This window comes from Sphingopyxis sp. 550A (assembly GCF_053569535.1).
Map to the genome: position 1 here is coordinate 2438192 of NZ_CM131615.1, position 17153 is coordinate 2455344.

Here is a 17153-nt window from a genome sequence, read left to right on the forward strand (position 1 = left end):
ACATTACGGCCCCGATGGAAGTCGGGGTCGCTTTTTCCTTCAGAACCTCACCGGCGGGAGCGATCTCCCCTCATTCCAGTCACGAAGAAATCAATGCCGTTTACAAAAATTGCTCCAGCGAGGAATGCCGACAGGAAGAGCACATAGTTCCAATAATCCTCGCCGCTAATTTCAACGCCGTCGCGAATTTTCGACACGATTTCCAAAATCACAATGCCCAATACACAGAGAAGCACGAACAGAAAGAACTTGTTGAAGCTCTTCATCACTTTGAAGCGGCGCCACATCTCTTGTTCTCAATATTCGCTTCGTTATTCGGCAGCTTCCTCGACCATCGCCTTCTTGTAGATGCTGTTGCGCGGATAGGCGCAGAGACGCTTCACCATCGGCTCGAAAAATTCGAGCGGCAGCGACTCATAATCGGGGTCGAAGGCCGGCGCGTCATATTTCTCGCAGAACTCGGCGCAGGCCGCCGCATAGGGATGATCCGCGAACTGGTCGCGCATGTCGCGGTCGAGCCCCAGATAGTGGAAGAAATAATGGCCCTGGAAAATGCCGTGGTGCTGAACGATCCACAGATTCTCCTCCGACAGGAAGGGCTTCAGGATCGCTGCCGCGACATCGGGGTGGTTGAAGGCGCCGAGCGTGTCGCCGATGTCGTGGAGCAGCGCCATCACGACATATTCCTCGTCGCGCCCGTCGCGGTGCGCGCGGGTCGCGGTCTGCAGGCAATGTTCGAGCCGATCGACCGGAAAGCCGCCATAATCGCCGCCGAGCAGTTTCAGATGGTCGAGGATGCGCGCGCCGTTGTTCGGCGCGAACTCTTTCTGCTCGCGCGCGATGATGTCCCAGTCTTCCTGCGTCCCGTCGATCATCGACCGGAAGGTCGCATGTTCGTGCGTCCTGTCGTTCATGGAGCCTCTCCCTTATCGGGAGCAGCTTATGCCATCGGTTCCGATTTGCAACTTTATAGCGGGAAACGCCTATTCGACCGCATAGGTCACGCCATATTTCAGCGCCTCGTCGAGCGTCAGGCAACGCCGCGTCGATTTGTCGGGACCGCTGCCTTTTACCGCCTTTTGCCGATACATGACGTCGGTCAGCAGTTTGCGCGACACGCCCATCTTGATCAGAAAGGCATTATCCTCGCTCGCGAGCAGCGCGCTGTCCTGTTCGACGTCGCCGATCAATTCGGTGGTCGCATCGGTCCCCAAGGCGACGCTTTCGTCGATCGCGGCACGGTCGCCGGTGCTGGTGAACATATGGACGATAAATTGGCCGCCCGGTTCGATCACCCGCGGCTGACCGCCCATGAAGACGAAATTGCAGGCGCTGAAACAGGCCCAGCCCGACGGAATCCGGGTTCCGAGGCCAGGAAAGGACCGGATGACGCGGCCCGCCGCATTGCCCGCACGCGCATCGCCTCCCGGCGAGCGAAGCCATATCTCGCTGACGTCGGGGTTGGCTTTCAGCGCGGCCGCCAGACGGTCGGGAAGCCCGGCGTCGACCCGCCCCTCCCCCAACATCACCTTCATGCCGCCGCGCTTTTCGACCGTCAGCTTCATCGTGGGATTGGTCGACCAGTTCGGATTGAGCGGACAGGTCGGATTGATCGGGTCCATGTCGGTAGCCGCGCCGAGGGTGGCGAGCGCGACGACGCCCGCCAGCAGGCGCGCGAGCCTAGGCCGCGAGCGTATAGCGTGCATCGCCCGGCCCCTTGCACATGCGCTTGCTCACCTGCGTCTCCTCGCCGTCGACGATGATGAAGTCGTTGACGGTCATGCACTTGCGCCCGCCGCCCTCCTGATTGATCGACGCGATCGTCGACGATCCGCTGACATTCTCGCGCGTTTCGCTGGTCCAGTTCGCGGTCGCGCCGACCTCTTCGCCGCGGGTGATCTCTTCGGTCGCCTTGGCCGCCTGGACCTGCTCGGCCGGGTCCAGCTTGCACGCGATCGCGTCGGTCAGCGTCCCGCTCACCTCGGCGATCGGCACATAGGAATAGACGCCGGCCTTGCTCGCCGCGTCGCCGACCGCGTCGCGGATCACCCCGCCCAATATGCCGCGCCCGACGCTGCTGCCCTTCTTGCCTTTCGGACAGCCGCCATTGTCGTCGCTGCTCGGGCTCGGCGCCGGGCTCGGCGTCGTCACCTTGCGGAGCAGGCTGCCGAACTGCGCCTCGGCGGGCGCCGCCGCCAGCATGCAAGCCGCCAGAACCGCTGGAATACCCCAGATTTTACGCATCATCGATCAACCCTCATCGCACCCGTTTACGGGCCATCATGCGATCCCATTGGCATCGGTTCATGCCACCCGCTGTGATTTTCATCAACAGCGCAAGATAATCTCATCCAGACAGGTTGAATTAAGGCTGAATATGTCACACTAACCCTGCCATGCTGTCGCAAAAGACCCGCTATACGATCCGTGCCTTCCAGCATCTTGCCGACCATTGGGGCAAGGGGCAGGTGCAGCTTGCGGACATTGCCGACGCGCAGAATATCCCGCCGAAATTCCTGACCGTCATCCTGTCCGAAATGGCGCGCGAGGGGCTGCTCATTTCGCAGCGCGGCCGCGATGGCGGCTATCAACTGGCATTGCCCCCGATCGACATCAGCTATGGCGACCTCGTCCGCCTGACGCGCGGATCGCTTGCGCTCGTCCCCTGCGCCGCGCGCAACGCGCACGAGCATTGCAAGAATTGCCTGCCCGAATCCGATTGCCGGCTGCGCAGCCTGATGCTGAAGGTGCGCGACGACACCGCGTCGATCCTCGACCGCATCACGCTGGCCGACCCGATCGTGCTGGAACCTTTGTTCGAGAAGGACGAAGCGGCCGAATAACGTCGCCTCACCAAAAAGAGAACGTTCTCAAAATGGCTTGCCGCATCGGTGGCGACGCGATAGCCAGTCGATATGGGCTTTGCGGTCGACCTTCTCTGCTTTCTTGTCGTGCCGTTTCTCTGCTGGCGCCTCGTTCGCGGCGCGGTGCCGATGGCGGTCCTCCCGATTCTGACCGGCCTCGCGATCGCCATCGCCGCCGATCGCTTCGGTTTCGACAAAGCCGCGCTCGGTCCCTCGCCGCTCGGCGAGGCGGTCGGATGGTGCGGCGTGCTCGCGCTCGCCTTCAGCGCCGGGCTCGAAACACGCACCGCGGCGGACCAGCTTCCCCCGCTTGGGAAACAGGCGGTCGGCTCGGCGCTCGGCGCGCTCGCCCTGCCCTTCGCTATCGGTTTCGCGGTGGCGCTGTCGGGGTTGCTCGATCTCGTCCTGCTGCGGCCCGCGGGCGTATCGCCGCTGCTGTCGGCGGGCGCCATCGCGCTATGCCTCGCGGTCAGCGCACTTCCCGTTCTGGTCGGCATCGTGCGCGAGCTGCCAATGATCGACCGGCCGCTCGGCAATCTCGCGCTGCGGATCGCCGCGCTCGACGATGCGGTGCTGTGGAGCGGGCTTGCGCTGCTGCTTTTCCTTCACAACGGTGAGAGCCGCGCAATGGCCCTGGACGGGCGGGCCTGCCTCGCGGCGCTCGGCCTGCTCGCGTCGATGCCGCTGCTGCGCGGCCGGATCGATCGCTTCCTCCCCGACCATCTCGCGGCGACGGCGGCGATCGGTCTCTTCTATCTGGCAGCCGGAGCCTGGGCGACGACGGTGCTCGGCCTGCACGAACTGCTCGGCGCCTATTTCGCGGGCGCGATGGCGCCGCGGCGCCTCGCCGAGCGGCTGATGCCCGAACGTCTCGGCAAGGTGGCGCTGTTCGGCCTGTCGCCGCTCTTCTTCGCGCATCGCGGGCTCAGCATCGACGGAGCAGTGGTCACGCCCGCGGCGCTGGGCGTCTCGCTACTTCTCCTGCTCTTTGCCGGCACGGCCAAGCTCGCCGCGGTGCATCTGGTTCCTCCCGCAGGCGGCATGCCGCCACGCGAACGCATGCGGCTCGGGCTGCTGCTCCAGTGCAAAGGGCTGATGGAGATCGTCGCGGCGACGATCCTGGTCCAGTCGGGACTGATCACGCCGACGGTCTTCGCGGTGCTTGTTACGCTAGCGCTCGTGTCGACGACACTGACCGTACCGCTGTTCCGCCTCGCCTCGCGCGTGGCGACGATCCGGCAGGCGTCAGCCCTTTAGCGTATGATCGGGAGGCCAGACCGAAACGCCGCCCCATCTTCTCGTAACCCCGGCGAAGCCAGTCGCGCCGATGTCAGAGGCCGGCCCTATGTTCGCCTGCCCCATCCGCCGCAATCTGTCCCGCGGACAAACGAGATTGCGTCTTCATCGACCGACCTTTCCGACAAGGGCGGCTATCGTCATAGCGTTATGTCGGCCATATGATCGTGCATTTTGCCAAGCACATGGAGCAGAGTTTTTGGCGCCTTGCGCATATCGCCATGCATCGAGACGCGGCCAGCCTTCGCCATTGCCGCGCTATGCGCCGCCTGCGCCGCAATATCTTCGGGCGTCGCCCGCCCGCGGTGCAATCGAGCTGCCGGAAGCATCGCCGCATGGTCGCCGCGGATGACGACATCGGCCGCGATCTCATCCTCGAAAAACTCGACGCCTTGCCCGGTGATTCGGGCAGCAAGCACGACCGTCTCGCCGTCCGGGGGAACATCCGTGATCACTTCGCACATGCTGAAATCGGCTTCCGGAAAGGAGGCGCGATGCTCGGCGACCAGGTTCGTCAGAATTCCGTGCATCGCCGCACGCCAGTCACGGGTCGCATAGACAAAATGTTCCGACATCGCCCACACTCGCTTGCCGACCGCACAGCCCCATGGGCCGACGGGCTTCGATCGCCAAGGCCCCCAGCCCAAACCTCTCCGCAAACGGAAAGGCCGCGCGTTTCGACAGGCATCGGCCAATATGGTGCAATTATATTACTATTTTTCCCGTGTCAACCCGAGCCATATAGATCGAGGATCGAGGCCTCGCCCAGTTCGCCCAGCACGATATCCTTCAATCGCTGCATATGCTGTCGCCATACGGCTTCGGCAGCCTCCGCATTGCGCGCGTTGATCATTTCGATGAGCATCGTGTGGTTGGCGAGCGCCGTCCGATTGAGTTCGAGCTGATCTTCGCGGGCTCGCGCCACGAAATGCGTGGCGTGTCGCCGGAATATTTCGTCTAGCATTCCGGTCATCAACGTCAGCACGGTGTTGCCCGCCTGCTGCATGAGAATGCGATGCAATTCGGCCGTCGCAAGCGCGAACACGTTGAAATTCTCGATATTCTCGCGTTCGCGATCGAGGTGCGCCCGCAAGGCTTCGAGGTCATCCTCGGTGCGAGATTCGGCGAGCGCGCGCATCAGGGGCGGCTCAATAATGAGCCGAGCTTCGAGCACTTCCTTGAGCGTGGCGCCACGGATCTGCAGGAGCGATCCGATCGACTTGGCGGCGATCTCGTCGCTGGGCAGCCTGATCCGCGCACCGCCATGCGCGCCGCGTTTTACCTCGATCAGCGACTCGGCCTCGAGAACCCGGAAGGCTTCGCGCAGCGAGGAACGCGATACGTTGAACTCGCTCATCATGTCCGCCTCGGACGGCAGGGCGTCGCCGGCCTTCAGTTCGCCCAACACGATGCGTCGCCTCAATTTTTCCGAGATGAGCTCGGCCGCCTTGGGCACCCGGATCGATTGCGAAGCGCCCCCGCCCCCTGCGACCGCCCCCCGCATCTTCACTCTGCTGACCAACGATCGCTCCTTTCCCAAGCTGTTCCAGATCGCGCTGTATCATCGGCCGCTTAAATAGGCCATTCAGTTGTAAGATTATTTGAGATGATGCCGCGACCGCTGAGCATGGACGGATTCTCGCGTCCGGCCGCAGGAAGAAGGTCCGCAATTTCCCTCTATTTGGCGATGTCTCCCAATGCATCCTCCTGGCATGGTTCGCCGGAAAGATAATTGGTGCACTCTTTTCTTGCGAAGGTCGGCGGTTTCGCACATGGTTGAAAAAACACCGATCAATAAGCTGGGAGGCGACGTGACCTTGGAAGCGCAGATGGCGGGGCTTGGCCCCGAGGAGAAGCCCGCGCGCATCGCCGAATTGACCGGTTGGCGGACGATCGCCTTTGCAAGTCCGTCCTTCGCCCTCACCGCGATGCTGTTGCCGGTGCTCATGTATCTGCCCGATTATTATGCGCACGAACTCGGACTCGGCCTCGCAACCATTGCCTTCGTCCTGTTCACGGTACGCAGCGCCGATATTGCATTCGACCCCGTTCTGGGGTTGATGATGGACCGGAGCCGGTCGCGCATCGGGCGTTACCGTTCCTGGTTCGTGACCGGCGTCCCGCTGGCGATGACCGCAATCTACATGCTCTACAACGCCCCCGTCGGCGTGACGGGAGTCTATCTGTTCCTCTGGCTCGCAATCGCCAATGTGGGGCAATCGATCAGCTATCTGGCGCATACGTCATGGGCCGCATCGTCCGCCAGAACCTATGATCACCGTTCCAGCGTATTTGGTTGGCTGATGGTTTTCTCGGTGCTCGGCATGTTCCTCATCATGGCGCTGCCGCCGGTGCTCAGTCTCACGCTCGGCTGGACGCGGCCGCACGGCGTTCAGGCGATGGGCTGGCTGATGATCGTTTCGCTGCCGCTGACCGCGATCCTGGCGCTCGCCGCCGTTGGCGAACCGCCGGCCCGACCGGCGCTGGCCCATCCGTCGGCGCGCGAACTCTTCGCTCTGCTTCGGCACGGCCTCGTCGTCCGCCTGCTCGGCGCGGATATCGTATGGGGCATTGGTCCCGCCGTTGCGGCAACGCTGCTCTTTACCTTTTTCGACAGCCTCAAGCTGATCGATCGCGATATCGCCGGTCTGGCGCTGCTCGCCTATTTCATAGGCGGGATGGTCGGAGCGCCGCTCTGGATCCGCATCGCAAAGGGCAGAGGCAAACATCGCGCACTGATGTGGTCGGGGCTCACCTATGCCGTCGTGCAATCCGCGATCCTCCTCGTGCCGCCAAAGCAGGTCGCGCTATCGTTGATCGTGATGGCCATCGCGGGGCTGCCCAGCAACGCGGGCCCCATCCTCATTCGCTCGATGATGGCGGACGTCGCGGATGAAGTGCGGCTCTCGACCGGAGTCGACCGGATGTCGCTTCTGCTTTCGCTCCTCTCATCGATCGGCAAGATCGGATCGGCGGTCATGACCGGGGCGGCGCTCTACATCCTCAGCCTCGTCGACTTCGACATCAAACTCGGCCCGGACAACAGCGCGAGCAGCCTTCATGTTCTCGCGTTCCTCTATGCGCTCCTGCCGGCATCGACCGGCCTTTTCACCGCCTGGATCATCCGCGGCTATCGACTCGACGCCCGGGCCCATGCGGAAATTCGTCGTCAACTCGATGAATTGGATGCGAAAGCACCCCAGGAAACCGGAATTTTGGGGGCTACCCGAGCAACAAACAGCTAAAAAATTATATTTAGGGTATTGAGTGCACTATTTATCCGATTTATGATGGCGACGCCGGGCCGCCCTCTGCCACCGAGGCAGGAGCGGCCTGAGCATCGAACAACAAAGTCTCTGGGGAGAGGCACGAATGCGTTACAACGCTTATATCCTGCGGGCATCCTTGCTCGCCACAGCCGCTTGCGCCGTGCCATTTTCCGCCGCGCACGCTCAGACCGCCGCACCGGTTGCGACACCGCCGGCCGACCGCGTCAGCGATATCGATGACGAGATCGTCGTCACCGCACAAAAGCGGGCGCAGAATGTGAAGGATGTCCCGATCGCGATGACCGTCATTGGCGGGAAGCGGATCGAAGACAATCAGATCACCAGCTTTCACGATATCGAACGCATCGCTCCCAGCTTCAAATCGCTGCAACTCGGCGATGCCCGGGCCTCGACCATGAACATGCGCGGCGTCAGTTCGGTCCAGGGCAATCCGGGGCGCCACTCGTCGCTGGGCGTCTTCGTCGACGGCATTTTCATGGCGCGGACCGGGATGGCATCGTCTCAGGATTTTCTGGACATCGAACGCATCGAGGTTCTGCGCGGCCCGCAAGGGACGCTGTTCGGGATGAATACAGCCGGGGGATTGGTCCATATCATCACCCGCAAACCCAGCGTGTCCGATGTGTCCGGCCGCGCCGAGGTTGTCGTGGGCGAATATGACACCTTGGAAGCACGCGGCTATCTGTCCGGACCGATCGTCGAGGGCAAGCTCGGCGCCAGCATTTCGATGGCGAAGAGCACGCGCGGCGGCTTACTCTATAATTCGGTTCTCGATCGCCGGGTGGATGACGAGAACAAGTTCAGCGTGCGCGGCAAGCTTTTTTACACCGCCGACAAATTCGATGTGCTGATTTCGGGAGATTATCACAAGGAGACCTCGATCTGCTGCAGCGCGGTATTCACCAAAGTGACCGGCACGCCGACAACCGCCAGCGGATTCTATCCCGTCACCCCTCCGCCGGGCTATCCGTTCAGCCGGATCACGATCCAGGATGGGCTCAGCACCAATCCCAACAGCGGCGGCGGCGTCAGCATGGAGGTCAACGTCGATATCGGCGACCACAAGCTGACATCGCTCACCGGCTGGCGCCGGTGGACGGTCCGATCGGTCAACGATCCCGATTCGGTGGATTGGAATTTCCTGAACGGGTTCCTCATCTATCAGGCCCACAAGCAATTCAGCCAGGAACTCCGCCTCACCTCACCCGCCGAGCAGAATCTCACCTATGTCGCGGGCCTATTCTTCTACGACCGCCGTTCGCGCGACTATGAGGATCTGCACATCGGTCCCGACGACCGACCGCCGGTATTGGTCGAAGGACAGGCAGCGATCACCGACTCGATCGTCAAGGACCGCAGCTATGCCGTCTTTGGGCATATGGAATATAAGCTGACCGACAAGCTGACTCTCGCAGCCGGTGCCCGCTACACTTGGGAACCGCAGAAATTCAGCTTCGATCAGAAATCCCAGATATATATCTATCCGAACTTCGGACAGATTTACCGCGACCGGACCGACAAGGCTCTCACGTGGAAAGTCGATCTTCGCTATGCGTGGACGCCGGAACTGACGACCTATGCCAGCCTCGCGCGCGGCTTCAAGCCGGGCGGGATGACGATGACGCGCGTGTCGAGCCTGTCGGGCCTGATGTTCGAGGAAGAGAAGAACCTCAATTACGAACTCGGATTGAAAGGCGTCTTTCTCGATCGCACGCTTACGGTCAATGCGGCCGCATTCTATACGACATATAATAATTTCCAGACGACCGCGTTCGACGGCACGCGCTACATCACCGCCAATGCCGATGAGTTCATCACCAAAGGCGTGGAACTCGAAGGCCATTGGGCGCCTTCCCGGCGCTTTTCGCTTTCGTTCGGTGCCAGCTATGTCGACGCGCACTATACCGACTTCAAGAACGGTCAATGCAGCGGGGTGACCGGGCCCTGCGACCTTTCGGGCAAGCGCCTGAACGGCTCGGCCAAATGGAACGTCAATGCGGCTGCAAGCTATACCGCGCCGATCACCGATGGCCTCGATGGCTATCTTCGCCTGGACTATGCCTGGAAGAGCGATATCTATGTCGCGCAGGATCTCAACCCGTTCACGCGGATGCCGGCTTATGGCGTGCTCAACGGGCGGATCGGCGTCAACAGCGCGGACGGCTTCTCTGTCGAGGTTTTCGCGAAGAATCTGCTCGACAAAAACTACCTGCTCTACGCTTATGGGCTACCCTTCGGTTCGGGGGGGTATGTCGGCTATGTCGGCGCGCCGCGCCTCTTTGGCATCCGCGTCTCGAAATCCTTCTGATCCGCCACGTGCACGGCCGATCGAAGCCGATCGGCCGCTGCCAAATAGGAGAGATTCCATGTCCTATGTCCAAAATGAAATCGTCCATGATGCCGACGCGCATATCGTCGAATTGCCCGATTGCCTCGATCCCTATTTCGATCCGGGGATGCTCGAAACCTATCGGGAGGCCCGCAATCAGGAACGCGAATTCCGCGCCCGCATGGCCCCGCTGATCGAAAAGGGCGTGTTCGAGCAGTTCGCGGCAAAGCATGACGATCCCGAATTCCGCGCCGGGGCGGACGAGAATGTCCATAACCGCAAGATGTACGAAGCCGCAGGCGCCTTTCGCGCCGATGACCGGCCCCGCGTCCTCGATCTGCAGGGCTATGCCAGTCAGTTGATCTTTACCTCGCTCTGTCTGCGCAATTTCGACTTCGACGCCGGCACGAACATGGATCTCGCCTATGCGTCCGCCCGCGCGCATAATCGGATGATGACCGATTATTGCTCGGTCGATCGCCGGCTTTTGCCTGTGGCCTATATTCCGATCGCCGACATGGAACGCACCCCCGCTGAAGCCAAATATGCCATCGAGCTCGGCGCCAAGGCGCTGATGATCCCCGCCCATCCCCCCGAAACCCATTCGCATGCCCATATCGATCTCGAGCCGCTTTGGGCGATCGCCCAGGAGGCGGGCCTGCCGATCGTCTTTCACATCGCCGGCACGCAGTTTCCCCGCGGTTACAAATTCACCGGCCGTGCCAATGTGAATGATACGGTCAGTGGCGGTGACGGCGATCATAATTCGCTTGGCCTGATCGCGATTCCGCATCCCATCCTGCTGACGCTCGCCGCGCTCATGTTCGATGGCGTGATGTGCAAATTCCCCAAGCTGAAATTCGGCGTCATCGAACTGGGCGCATCATGGCTGCCGAGCTTCATGAAGCTGCTCGACTCGAGCGTCATGGCGTTCGCACGGCACGAAGAGCGCCTGCGCAAGCTGACCGCAAAGCCCAGCGAAATCGTCCGCCGCCAGGTCCGCGTGACTCCCTATCCGACCGACGATACCGGTTGGATCATTGCCAATTCGGCGCCCGAAATCTGCATGTATTCCTCCGACTATCCGCACCCGGAAGGCGGACGCGATCCGATGAAGCATTTTCGGGCCTCGATCGCGGCGGCCAACCTGCCCCGATCATCGGTCGATGCATTCCTGCGCGAGAATTTCATCGACATGATGGGCGACGGGCTGGCTCCGGACCTGCGCTATCCGAAACATCTGACGGCGGCCTGAGTCCTCTCACCAAGGCCCACTTGTCGGGCCGGCGCTTCCATGCGCCGGCCCGTCTTCTTTGAGCGCTGCCCGCAAAAAGGGCGCGCACGCACCACCCCGCCCCAGCGCCGCTTTTCCAGCGACAAGGACGACGTGGCGGAACATGATCGAACCGACCGAAGGCGACCGAAGGCGGTCGGCCTATGCAGCGGACAGGCCAGCGGTGCCGGTGTGCGTTGATGACGGGGACGGCGAGCGCCGTGCCGTCAGGCGGACATCGCCTGCGCCGGCGGCAGCATCGCCTCGACTTGTTGCTCGTCGACCCCCAGCCCGGCAAGGATCGCCCGCGTGTCCGCGCCGAGCCCCGCCACGCGGCGGGGCAAGGCGCCGTCCCGGGCCATGCGAAAGGCCGCGCCAGGCACCGGCACGGGCGACCCGCCGCCCGCCAGTTCGACGAAGGCGATCGCCGTCGTCGCGTCCGCGACCTCTTCCTCGTAAAGTTGCGCGACGCTGCGCGCGACACCGCACGCGATTCCGGCGCGCTGTAATTCGGCGAAAGCCTCCTTCGAGCCGCGCTCGGCGAACCACGATCGCGTCGCCTTGATCACCGTCACCGCCAGGGCCGGATCGGCAGCGAGGTCGAGCTTCTTGCCGGCTTCGGGAACCCATTCGGGATGCCCCAGCAGACCGCACAATGCTTCCCACATGCCGGGCGTGCCCGGCAGTATGAACATCGGCGCATCCCGCGTCGCGAACATCTCGAGCATTCCGCGGCTGGATCCGCGTCCCGGCGTCTCGCCCTTCACGCCCGCGGCGGGGACATGATAGCTGAGCTGCGAGGTCATCGATTCGAGCATCGAAACCGATACGAAGCGACCGACGCCGGTACGGCGCTGCTCCCATAGCGCGCACATTACCGCATAGGCGGCATTCATGGCGACCGAATGATCGGCCATGAAGAAGGGGCTAATCAACGGATCCCCCCCTGCCGGACCATTGAGCGAGGCATAGCCGCTCATCGCCTGAATGGCCGGATCGAATGCCAGATAGTCGCGCCGCGGATCGTCGACGCCATAGCCGGTGATATGAACCATCGAGGCGCGTGGATTGATGGTGTGCAGCCGTTCGAAACCGAAGCCCAGCTTTTCCGGTATGCCGAGCGCGTAATTGGTGACGACGACATCGGCCCAGCGAAGAAGTGCATCGAGCGCCGGAGCGCTCGCCGGGCTCCGCAGGTCGAGGGCCGCGCTTCGCTTCCCGCGGTTGTGGCAAGCGAAAGCCAGGCTTTCGCCGTCATCCGCGAGCGGCGGCGAGTGGCGGCCCGGCTCACCGCCAAGCGGTTCGAGCTTGATGACATCCGCACCCTGGTCCGCCAACATCATCGCGCAATGCGGGGCGGCTATATAGTGACCAATTTCCAATACTTTGACATCGGTTAGCGGACCGGACAGCCGCTCCGAATCGCTCTTCTCGGCCATGAATATCCCTCCCTATTATTAGTATAATGATATATCTTTTTTTGGAGATGACAATGTGGAAGACGCGAATGTTCGCCGGCGCCCGTCAGGAATTTGCCACGGATTTCATGGTGGCAGGCCCGGGCGTGCGACGCCGCTGCCGCCTCGGCTGAAGCCGCTGTTCGCGGCGCGATGGTGGAGGTCTTGCAGACGGCCTAGGCCGATCGCCGCGCCTCAATACAAGTCGAGGACCGTCGTCTGGCCGAGCTCGCTGCCGATAATTTCCCGCAGCTGGTCCATATGATCCTGCCATATAGTTTCGGCGCGTTTGGGTTTGCGGGCGGCGATCGCGTCGACCAACGAGCCGTGATTGGCCAGCGCTTTCTGATTGAGCGCGAGTTGATCCGGGCGGGACCGGCTCAGAAACCGCTCGACATGCCGCACGAATATATCGTCGAGCATGCTGACGATGACCGCCAGCGCGACATTGCCCGCCCGCTGGACAAGCAGCCGGTGAAATTCGGCGGTCGCCCGGCCGAACCGGTCGAAATCCTCGATGACGGCGGCTTCATGCGCCACATGATCGCGCAGCGCCTGAATATCCTCCGCAGTGGCCGCTCCCGCCAGGCGGGCAGCCAGGCGAGGTTCGAGAAAGGCGCGCGCCTCGAGCACCTCGGCAAGCGTCGCGCCTCGAAACTGGAGCAGGAACCCCAGGGTTTGCGCCGTGGATTCCTCTTGCGGCGTGCAAATGCGCACGCCCCCCTTGGCGCCGCGCAGGACGCGGACAAGTCCCTCGGCCTCCAGCAGGCGGATCGCTTCGCGTAGCGTCGGGCGCGATACGTCGAACTGCGCCATCATGTCCGCTTCGATCGGCAAGGCGCTTCCTTCGACCAGCTCACCGAGCACGATGCGGCGTCGGATGGCCTGGGCGATGATCTCCGCCGCCTTCGGAATTCGCACTGGCGACATTCGATCCATCATTAAATTGGTCCTTTACCGATAAAGCCGCCTGTTCGGCCTGTCATTTCCACCTGCCGCCTTCCTCCCCTAGCCTTGCGCGCGCGCCAAGTCATCAAAACTGGTTGATTCTCATAATTAGTAATATAATTTAGATAAAATGAAAAACCAGTTGAAAAGCCAGTCGCATCACTTTCGTCGGGAAACGCGGGCGTGGCTGGAAACCCATTGTCCGCCGGAAATGCGCGGCCCCGGCCATGGCGAGGAAGATCATTGCTGGGGCGGCCGCGACCCGGATTTCAGCAGCGCCGCCCAGAAGAACTGGATGGAGGCGATGGCGGACCGCGGCTGGACCGCGCCCGATTGGCCCGTCGAATATGGCGGCGGCGGCCTGTCGCCCGACCAATGCGGCATATTGCGGCAGGAGATGGACCGCATCGAAGCGCGCAATCCGCTGTTCAGTTTCGGAATCTCCATGCTGGGGCCCGCGCTGCTCAAATATGGAACGGAGGCTCAGAAGAGGCGGTTCCTGCCCGAGATCGCGCGCGGAGAGATCCGCTGGTGCCAGGGATATTCCGAACCGGATGCCGGATCGGACCTCGCGGCGCTGCGGACGCGGGCGGAGGACAGGGGCGATCACTGGCGGGTCAACGGGCAGAAGATATGGACCAGCCACGCGGACAAGTCCGACTGGATATTCTGCCTCGTGCGCACCAACACGGCCGCCCCGAAACATCAGGGGATCAGTTTCCTCCTGTTTGACATGGCCAGCCCTGGCGTGACGACGCGGCCCATCCGCCTGATCTCCGGCTACTCGCCTTTCTGCGAGACTTTTTTCGACGATGTGCGCGTGCCCAAGGATCAGATCGTCGGCGAGGTCGACAGGGGGTGGGACGTTGCGAAATATCTTCTGTCGCACGAACGCGAGATGATTTCGGGGCTGGGCTTGCTCGGTTCGGACGAGGCGCTGGGACAGGAATTCGCCGAACGACTGGCCGGCGATCCGCTGTTGCGCGCCGCAGTGGCGGAATTCGACGTCGACGCTCTGGCCTTTCGGGCGATGAGCGAACGATTCATCGACGAATTGCGAGATGGCCGCGCCCTGCCCGCGGGATCCTCGGTGATGAAATATGCCGCGACCGAACTCCACAAGCGGCGCCACGAACTCCGCATGGCGCTCGGCGGATCGCAGTCGCTGGAATGGGAAAGCGACGCAACCGCCTTCGGTCTGCCGGCGCGCGAATGGTTGCGAACGAAGGGCAATTCGATCGAAGGAGGAACAAGCGAGATCCAATTGGGCATCATTGCCAAGCGCCTGCTGAACTTGCCTGGGTCCTGATCGGCCGTCGCCGCGCCTGTGCGGCTCGCGGCCGATATCCCCTTGCCTCCTCTCTTGCCGCCGGGGCCTAGCGCGCGTCGCGTCAGCACCGGAACGCTCCATCGACATAGATCAACGGGCTGACATCCCCGGCAATGCGAACATCGATCACCCGCCCGACGAAGACGCCGTGCGTTCCATAAAAGAGGGCCTGCTCATACCGGCAGGCGAAGCTTGCCTGAGCGCCTTCGAGTATCCAGCCGCCATTGGCGGCCCTTTGCCACCCGGCATCGGAAAAACGGGCCTCGCCCGAAGCGCCCCCGGCGCAACGTTCGGCGATATCGCGCTGCGAAACATCCAATATGTTGACGCAGAAGTCGCCTCCTTCCTCGAGCAGCGAAAACATCGATGCCGACCGATTGGCGCAGATCAGCAGGGACGGCGGATCCATCGACAGTTCCGAAACGGCGGTTGCCGTCATCGCGGCGCGCCTGTCGCCGCGATGCGCTGTCACGATCACGACGGCCTTCGCCAAACGGCGTAGTCCCAGCTTCAAAGCTTCGGCCACCGCACGGGCCTCGATCGCGCCCTGTTCCGCCAGATTGTCAGTCGCCAAAAATTTTCTCCTTGATGGGACATCCACGCAAGCCTCGCGACGCCGCCGCATTTTTTCGGATGCGTGTTGGAAAGGTCAAAATTCCGCTTTTCAAAATCAGTGCTATAATTTAGATATTAATAGAGAAGAGGAAAGACTTTGCGCAAGAGCGAACATTTCTGCGACTTCCTGGTGCTCGGCGGCGGCGCGGCCGGAATGACCGGCGCGCTCGCTGCGCGCCTTGCCGGGCTGGATGTGCTGCTCGCCGAAAAGGAAGCATGGGTGGGGGGCGCAACGGCGCTGTCGGGCGGGACCATATGGCTCCCCGGAAGCCATGTTCTCGCGCAAAATGGCATCGCGGATTCGCGCGAGGATGGCCTGCGCTATCTCGATGCGCTGATCGGCCCCGATCAGGATGCCATCGATCGCGATCGCGTGACGGCATTCGTTCGGGAGGCGCCGGCATTCGCCGCTTTCCTCGACGAACAGGGACTGGCGCTTCGTCATGCCCGCGGCTGGTCCGACTATTATGCCGAACTGCCCGGCGGCCTCGACATCGGGCGCACATTATATTGCGACACGTTCGACTTGCGCGACCTCGGCGCGGACGAAGCCTTGCTGGCCCCCGGCGCCCTGTTCTCCGCGGCGCATTCGATCGAGGTGTCGAAGATGGCGCTCGGCGTGCGCTCGTTCGAAGCCGCGTGTATCGCCCTCCGGGTCGCCGCGCGGTCAGTCCGGGCCAAGGCGACCGGCGCACGGCTCGCCACGCGCGGAAAAGCGCTCATCGGCCGGATGCTGCGGGCGGTGCGACGAAGCGGCGTGGACCTCTGGTGCGGGGCGCGTCTCGTCGAACTGCTTGTCGAGAACGAGCGTGCGGTCGGGGCCGTACTGGACCGCGACGGAACACGGATCCGGGTGGTCGCGCGCAAGGGAATATTGCTTGCCACGGGGGGATTCGCCCGGGATGCGCTGTTGCGGGCGCGCCATCAGGCACCCGTCGGAATCGACGCCACCATGGCTCCCGGCGGGGACACCGGCGACGGGATTCGTGCCGCTCGGGATGCCGGCGCAACCCTGTCGATGATGGAGGAGGCGTGGTGGGTTCCCGGCACGAAAACCCCGACGGGGCCCATGGTTCATGTGTGGGATCGCTGCTTTCCCCATTCGCTCGTCGTGGACACCCAGGGCGAACGCTACATGGATGAGGCCGGCCCCTATATGGAGGTCGGCCAACAGATGATCGCCCGCCACGCCAAGCTCGATACCGATCATAGCTGGCTGATCCTCGAGAGCCGGCACCGCAACCGATATGCTTTCGGCATGGCCCCGCCGATGATCACACCGGCCGGATGGATCGAAAGCGGATTTCTGATCCGCGCCGGGTCGATCGAGGAACTTGCCGGGCAAATGGACGTCGAGCCCGATCGGCTTCGCGCCACTCTCGATCATTTCAACCGCGGTGCCAGAGCAGGCCGCGACGATCGATACGGCCGGGGAACGAAGGCGATCAGCCGCTATTATGGGGATTGGCGGGTCAAACCCAACCCCAATCTGGGGCCGGTCGAGCAACCGCCTTTCTATGCCGTGCGCCTCTATCCCGGCGACGTCGGGACGGCGGGCGGAGTCCGCACCGATGCCCATGGGCGCGTGCTGGATTCGAACCTCCGGCCGATCGCCGGCCTTTATGCGGCAGGCAACACTGCAAGCGGGATTTTCGGCCCCTGCTACCCGGGAGCCGGAGCCTCGATCGCGCCGGGAATGCTGTTCGGGATGCAGGCCGCGCGACATGCGGCGCAGGAGGCCGCGTGATGCT

General features: G+C 62.7%; 16 protein-coding genes. 7 read left to right on the forward strand and 9 right to left on the reverse strand.

The window, feature by feature from the left end; all coding sequences use genetic code 11:
- Positions 1–47: 47 nt before the first annotated feature.
- The 4 genes from ACVENA_RS11820 to ACVENA_RS11835 all read right to left on the reverse strand — a co-directional run bounded on the left by ACVENA_RS11820 (position 48) and on the right by ACVENA_RS11835 (position 2247).
- Positions 48–287: a hypothetical protein gene (locus tag ACVENA_RS11820; RefSeq protein ID WP_449325520.1), complete on the reverse strand. Its 240-nt coding sequence runs from the start codon at positions 285–287 to the stop codon at positions 48–50.
- 24 nt (positions 288–311) lie between these two features.
- On the reverse strand, positions 312–914 hold the full coding sequence (locus tag ACVENA_RS11825; RefSeq protein WP_257551191.1) for an HD domain-containing protein: 603 nt from the start codon (positions 912–914) through the stop codon (positions 312–314).
- A gap of 69 nt (positions 915–983) precedes the next feature.
- Positions 984–1706: a hypothetical protein gene (locus ACVENA_RS11830; protein WP_449325521.1), complete on the reverse strand. Its 723-nt coding sequence runs from the start codon at positions 1704–1706 to the stop codon at positions 984–986.
- Positions 1681–2247: a hypothetical protein gene (locus tag ACVENA_RS11835; protein WP_449325522.1), complete on the reverse strand. Its 567-nt coding sequence runs from the start codon at positions 2245–2247 to the stop codon at positions 1681–1683. Before ACVENA_RS11835 ends, ACVENA_RS11830 begins: the two co-directional genes overlap by 26 nt.
- A gap of 149 nt (positions 2248–2396) precedes the next feature.
- Here ACVENA_RS11835 and ACVENA_RS11840 point away from each other — a divergent pair, with 149 nt between their 5' ends.
- Both ACVENA_RS11840 and ACVENA_RS11845 read left to right on the forward strand, forming a co-directional pair.
- Positions 2397–2843 carry an RrF2 family transcriptional regulator gene (locus ACVENA_RS11840; RefSeq protein WP_257551198.1) on the forward strand — a complete coding sequence of 149 codons (447 nt, stop codon included), beginning with the start codon at positions 2397–2399 and terminating at the stop codon, positions 2841–2843.
- A gap of 72 nt (positions 2844–2915) precedes the next feature.
- Positions 2916–4121, forward strand: coding sequence for a cation:proton antiporter (locus ACVENA_RS11845; RefSeq protein WP_449325523.1), 1206 nt, complete (start codon positions 2916–2918; stop codon positions 4119–4121).
- Between the two features lie 179 nt (positions 4122–4300).
- Here ACVENA_RS11845 and ACVENA_RS11850 read toward each other — a convergent pair whose 3' ends face one another.
- Both ACVENA_RS11850 and ACVENA_RS11855 read right to left on the reverse strand, forming a co-directional pair.
- Complete coding sequence (locus ACVENA_RS11850; protein WP_449325524.1) at positions 4301–4735, reverse strand: hypothetical protein; 435 nt, start codon at positions 4733–4735, stop codon at positions 4301–4303.
- Between the two features lie 152 nt (positions 4736–4887).
- Positions 4888–5565 carry a FadR/GntR family transcriptional regulator gene (locus tag ACVENA_RS11855; protein ID WP_449325525.1) on the reverse strand — a complete coding sequence of 226 codons (678 nt, stop codon included), beginning with the start codon at positions 5563–5565 and terminating at the stop codon, positions 4888–4890.
- A 406-nt stretch (positions 5566–5971) separates the two neighbouring features.
- Here ACVENA_RS11855 and ACVENA_RS11860 point away from each other — a divergent pair, with 406 nt between their 5' ends.
- From ACVENA_RS11860 to ACVENA_RS11870, 3 genes are all read left to right on the forward strand, one after another.
- A complete protein-coding gene (locus ACVENA_RS11860) occupies positions 5972–7405 on the forward strand; it encodes an MFS transporter (RefSeq protein WP_449325526.1) in 1434 nt (477 codons plus the stop codon).
- Between the two features lie 127 nt (positions 7406–7532).
- Positions 7533–9758 carry a TonB-dependent receptor gene (locus ACVENA_RS11865; RefSeq protein WP_449325527.1) on the forward strand — a complete coding sequence of 742 codons (2226 nt, stop codon included), beginning with the start codon at positions 7533–7535 and terminating at the stop codon, positions 9756–9758.
- Between the two features lie 58 nt (positions 9759–9816).
- Positions 9817–11034: an amidohydrolase family protein gene (locus tag ACVENA_RS11870; protein WP_449325528.1), complete on the forward strand. Its 1218-nt coding sequence runs from the start codon at positions 9817–9819 to the stop codon at positions 11032–11034.
- A 245-nt stretch (positions 11035–11279) separates the two neighbouring features.
- On the opposite strand, the gene ACVENA_RS11875 is transcribed toward ACVENA_RS11870, so the two are convergent.
- The gene (locus ACVENA_RS11875) at positions 11280–12491 is read right to left on the reverse strand and encodes a CaiB/BaiF CoA transferase family protein (RefSeq protein WP_449325529.1); all 1212 of its coding nucleotides are present in this window, start codon (positions 12489–12491) and stop codon (positions 11280–11282) included.
- Positions 12492–12704: 213 nt separating this feature from the next.
- The gene (locus ACVENA_RS11880; RefSeq protein ID WP_257551216.1) at positions 12705–13439 is read right to left on the reverse strand and encodes a FadR/GntR family transcriptional regulator; all 735 of its coding nucleotides are present in this window, start codon (positions 13437–13439) and stop codon (positions 12705–12707) included.
- A 148-nt stretch (positions 13440–13587) separates the two neighbouring features.
- On the opposite strand from ACVENA_RS11880, the gene ACVENA_RS11885 reads away from it, so the two are divergent.
- Entirely contained in the window at positions 13588–14766 is a 1179-nt protein-coding gene (locus ACVENA_RS11885; protein WP_449325530.1) for an acyl-CoA dehydrogenase family protein, read from the forward strand.
- Positions 14767–14848: 82 nt separating this feature from the next.
- Here ACVENA_RS11885 and ACVENA_RS11890 read toward each other — a convergent pair whose 3' ends face one another.
- Positions 14849–15412: a flavin reductase family protein gene (locus tag ACVENA_RS11890; protein WP_449325531.1), complete on the reverse strand. Its 564-nt coding sequence runs from the start codon at positions 15410–15412 to the stop codon at positions 14849–14851.
- Between the two features lie 87 nt (positions 15413–15499).
- On the opposite strand from ACVENA_RS11890, the gene ACVENA_RS11895 reads away from it, so the two are divergent.
- Positions 15500–17149 (forward strand): FAD-binding protein, encoded by a 1650-nt coding sequence (locus tag ACVENA_RS11895; RefSeq protein ID WP_449325532.1) that lies wholly within the window; start codon positions 15500–15502, stop codon positions 17147–17149.
- Positions 17150–17153 lie beyond the last annotated feature (4 nt).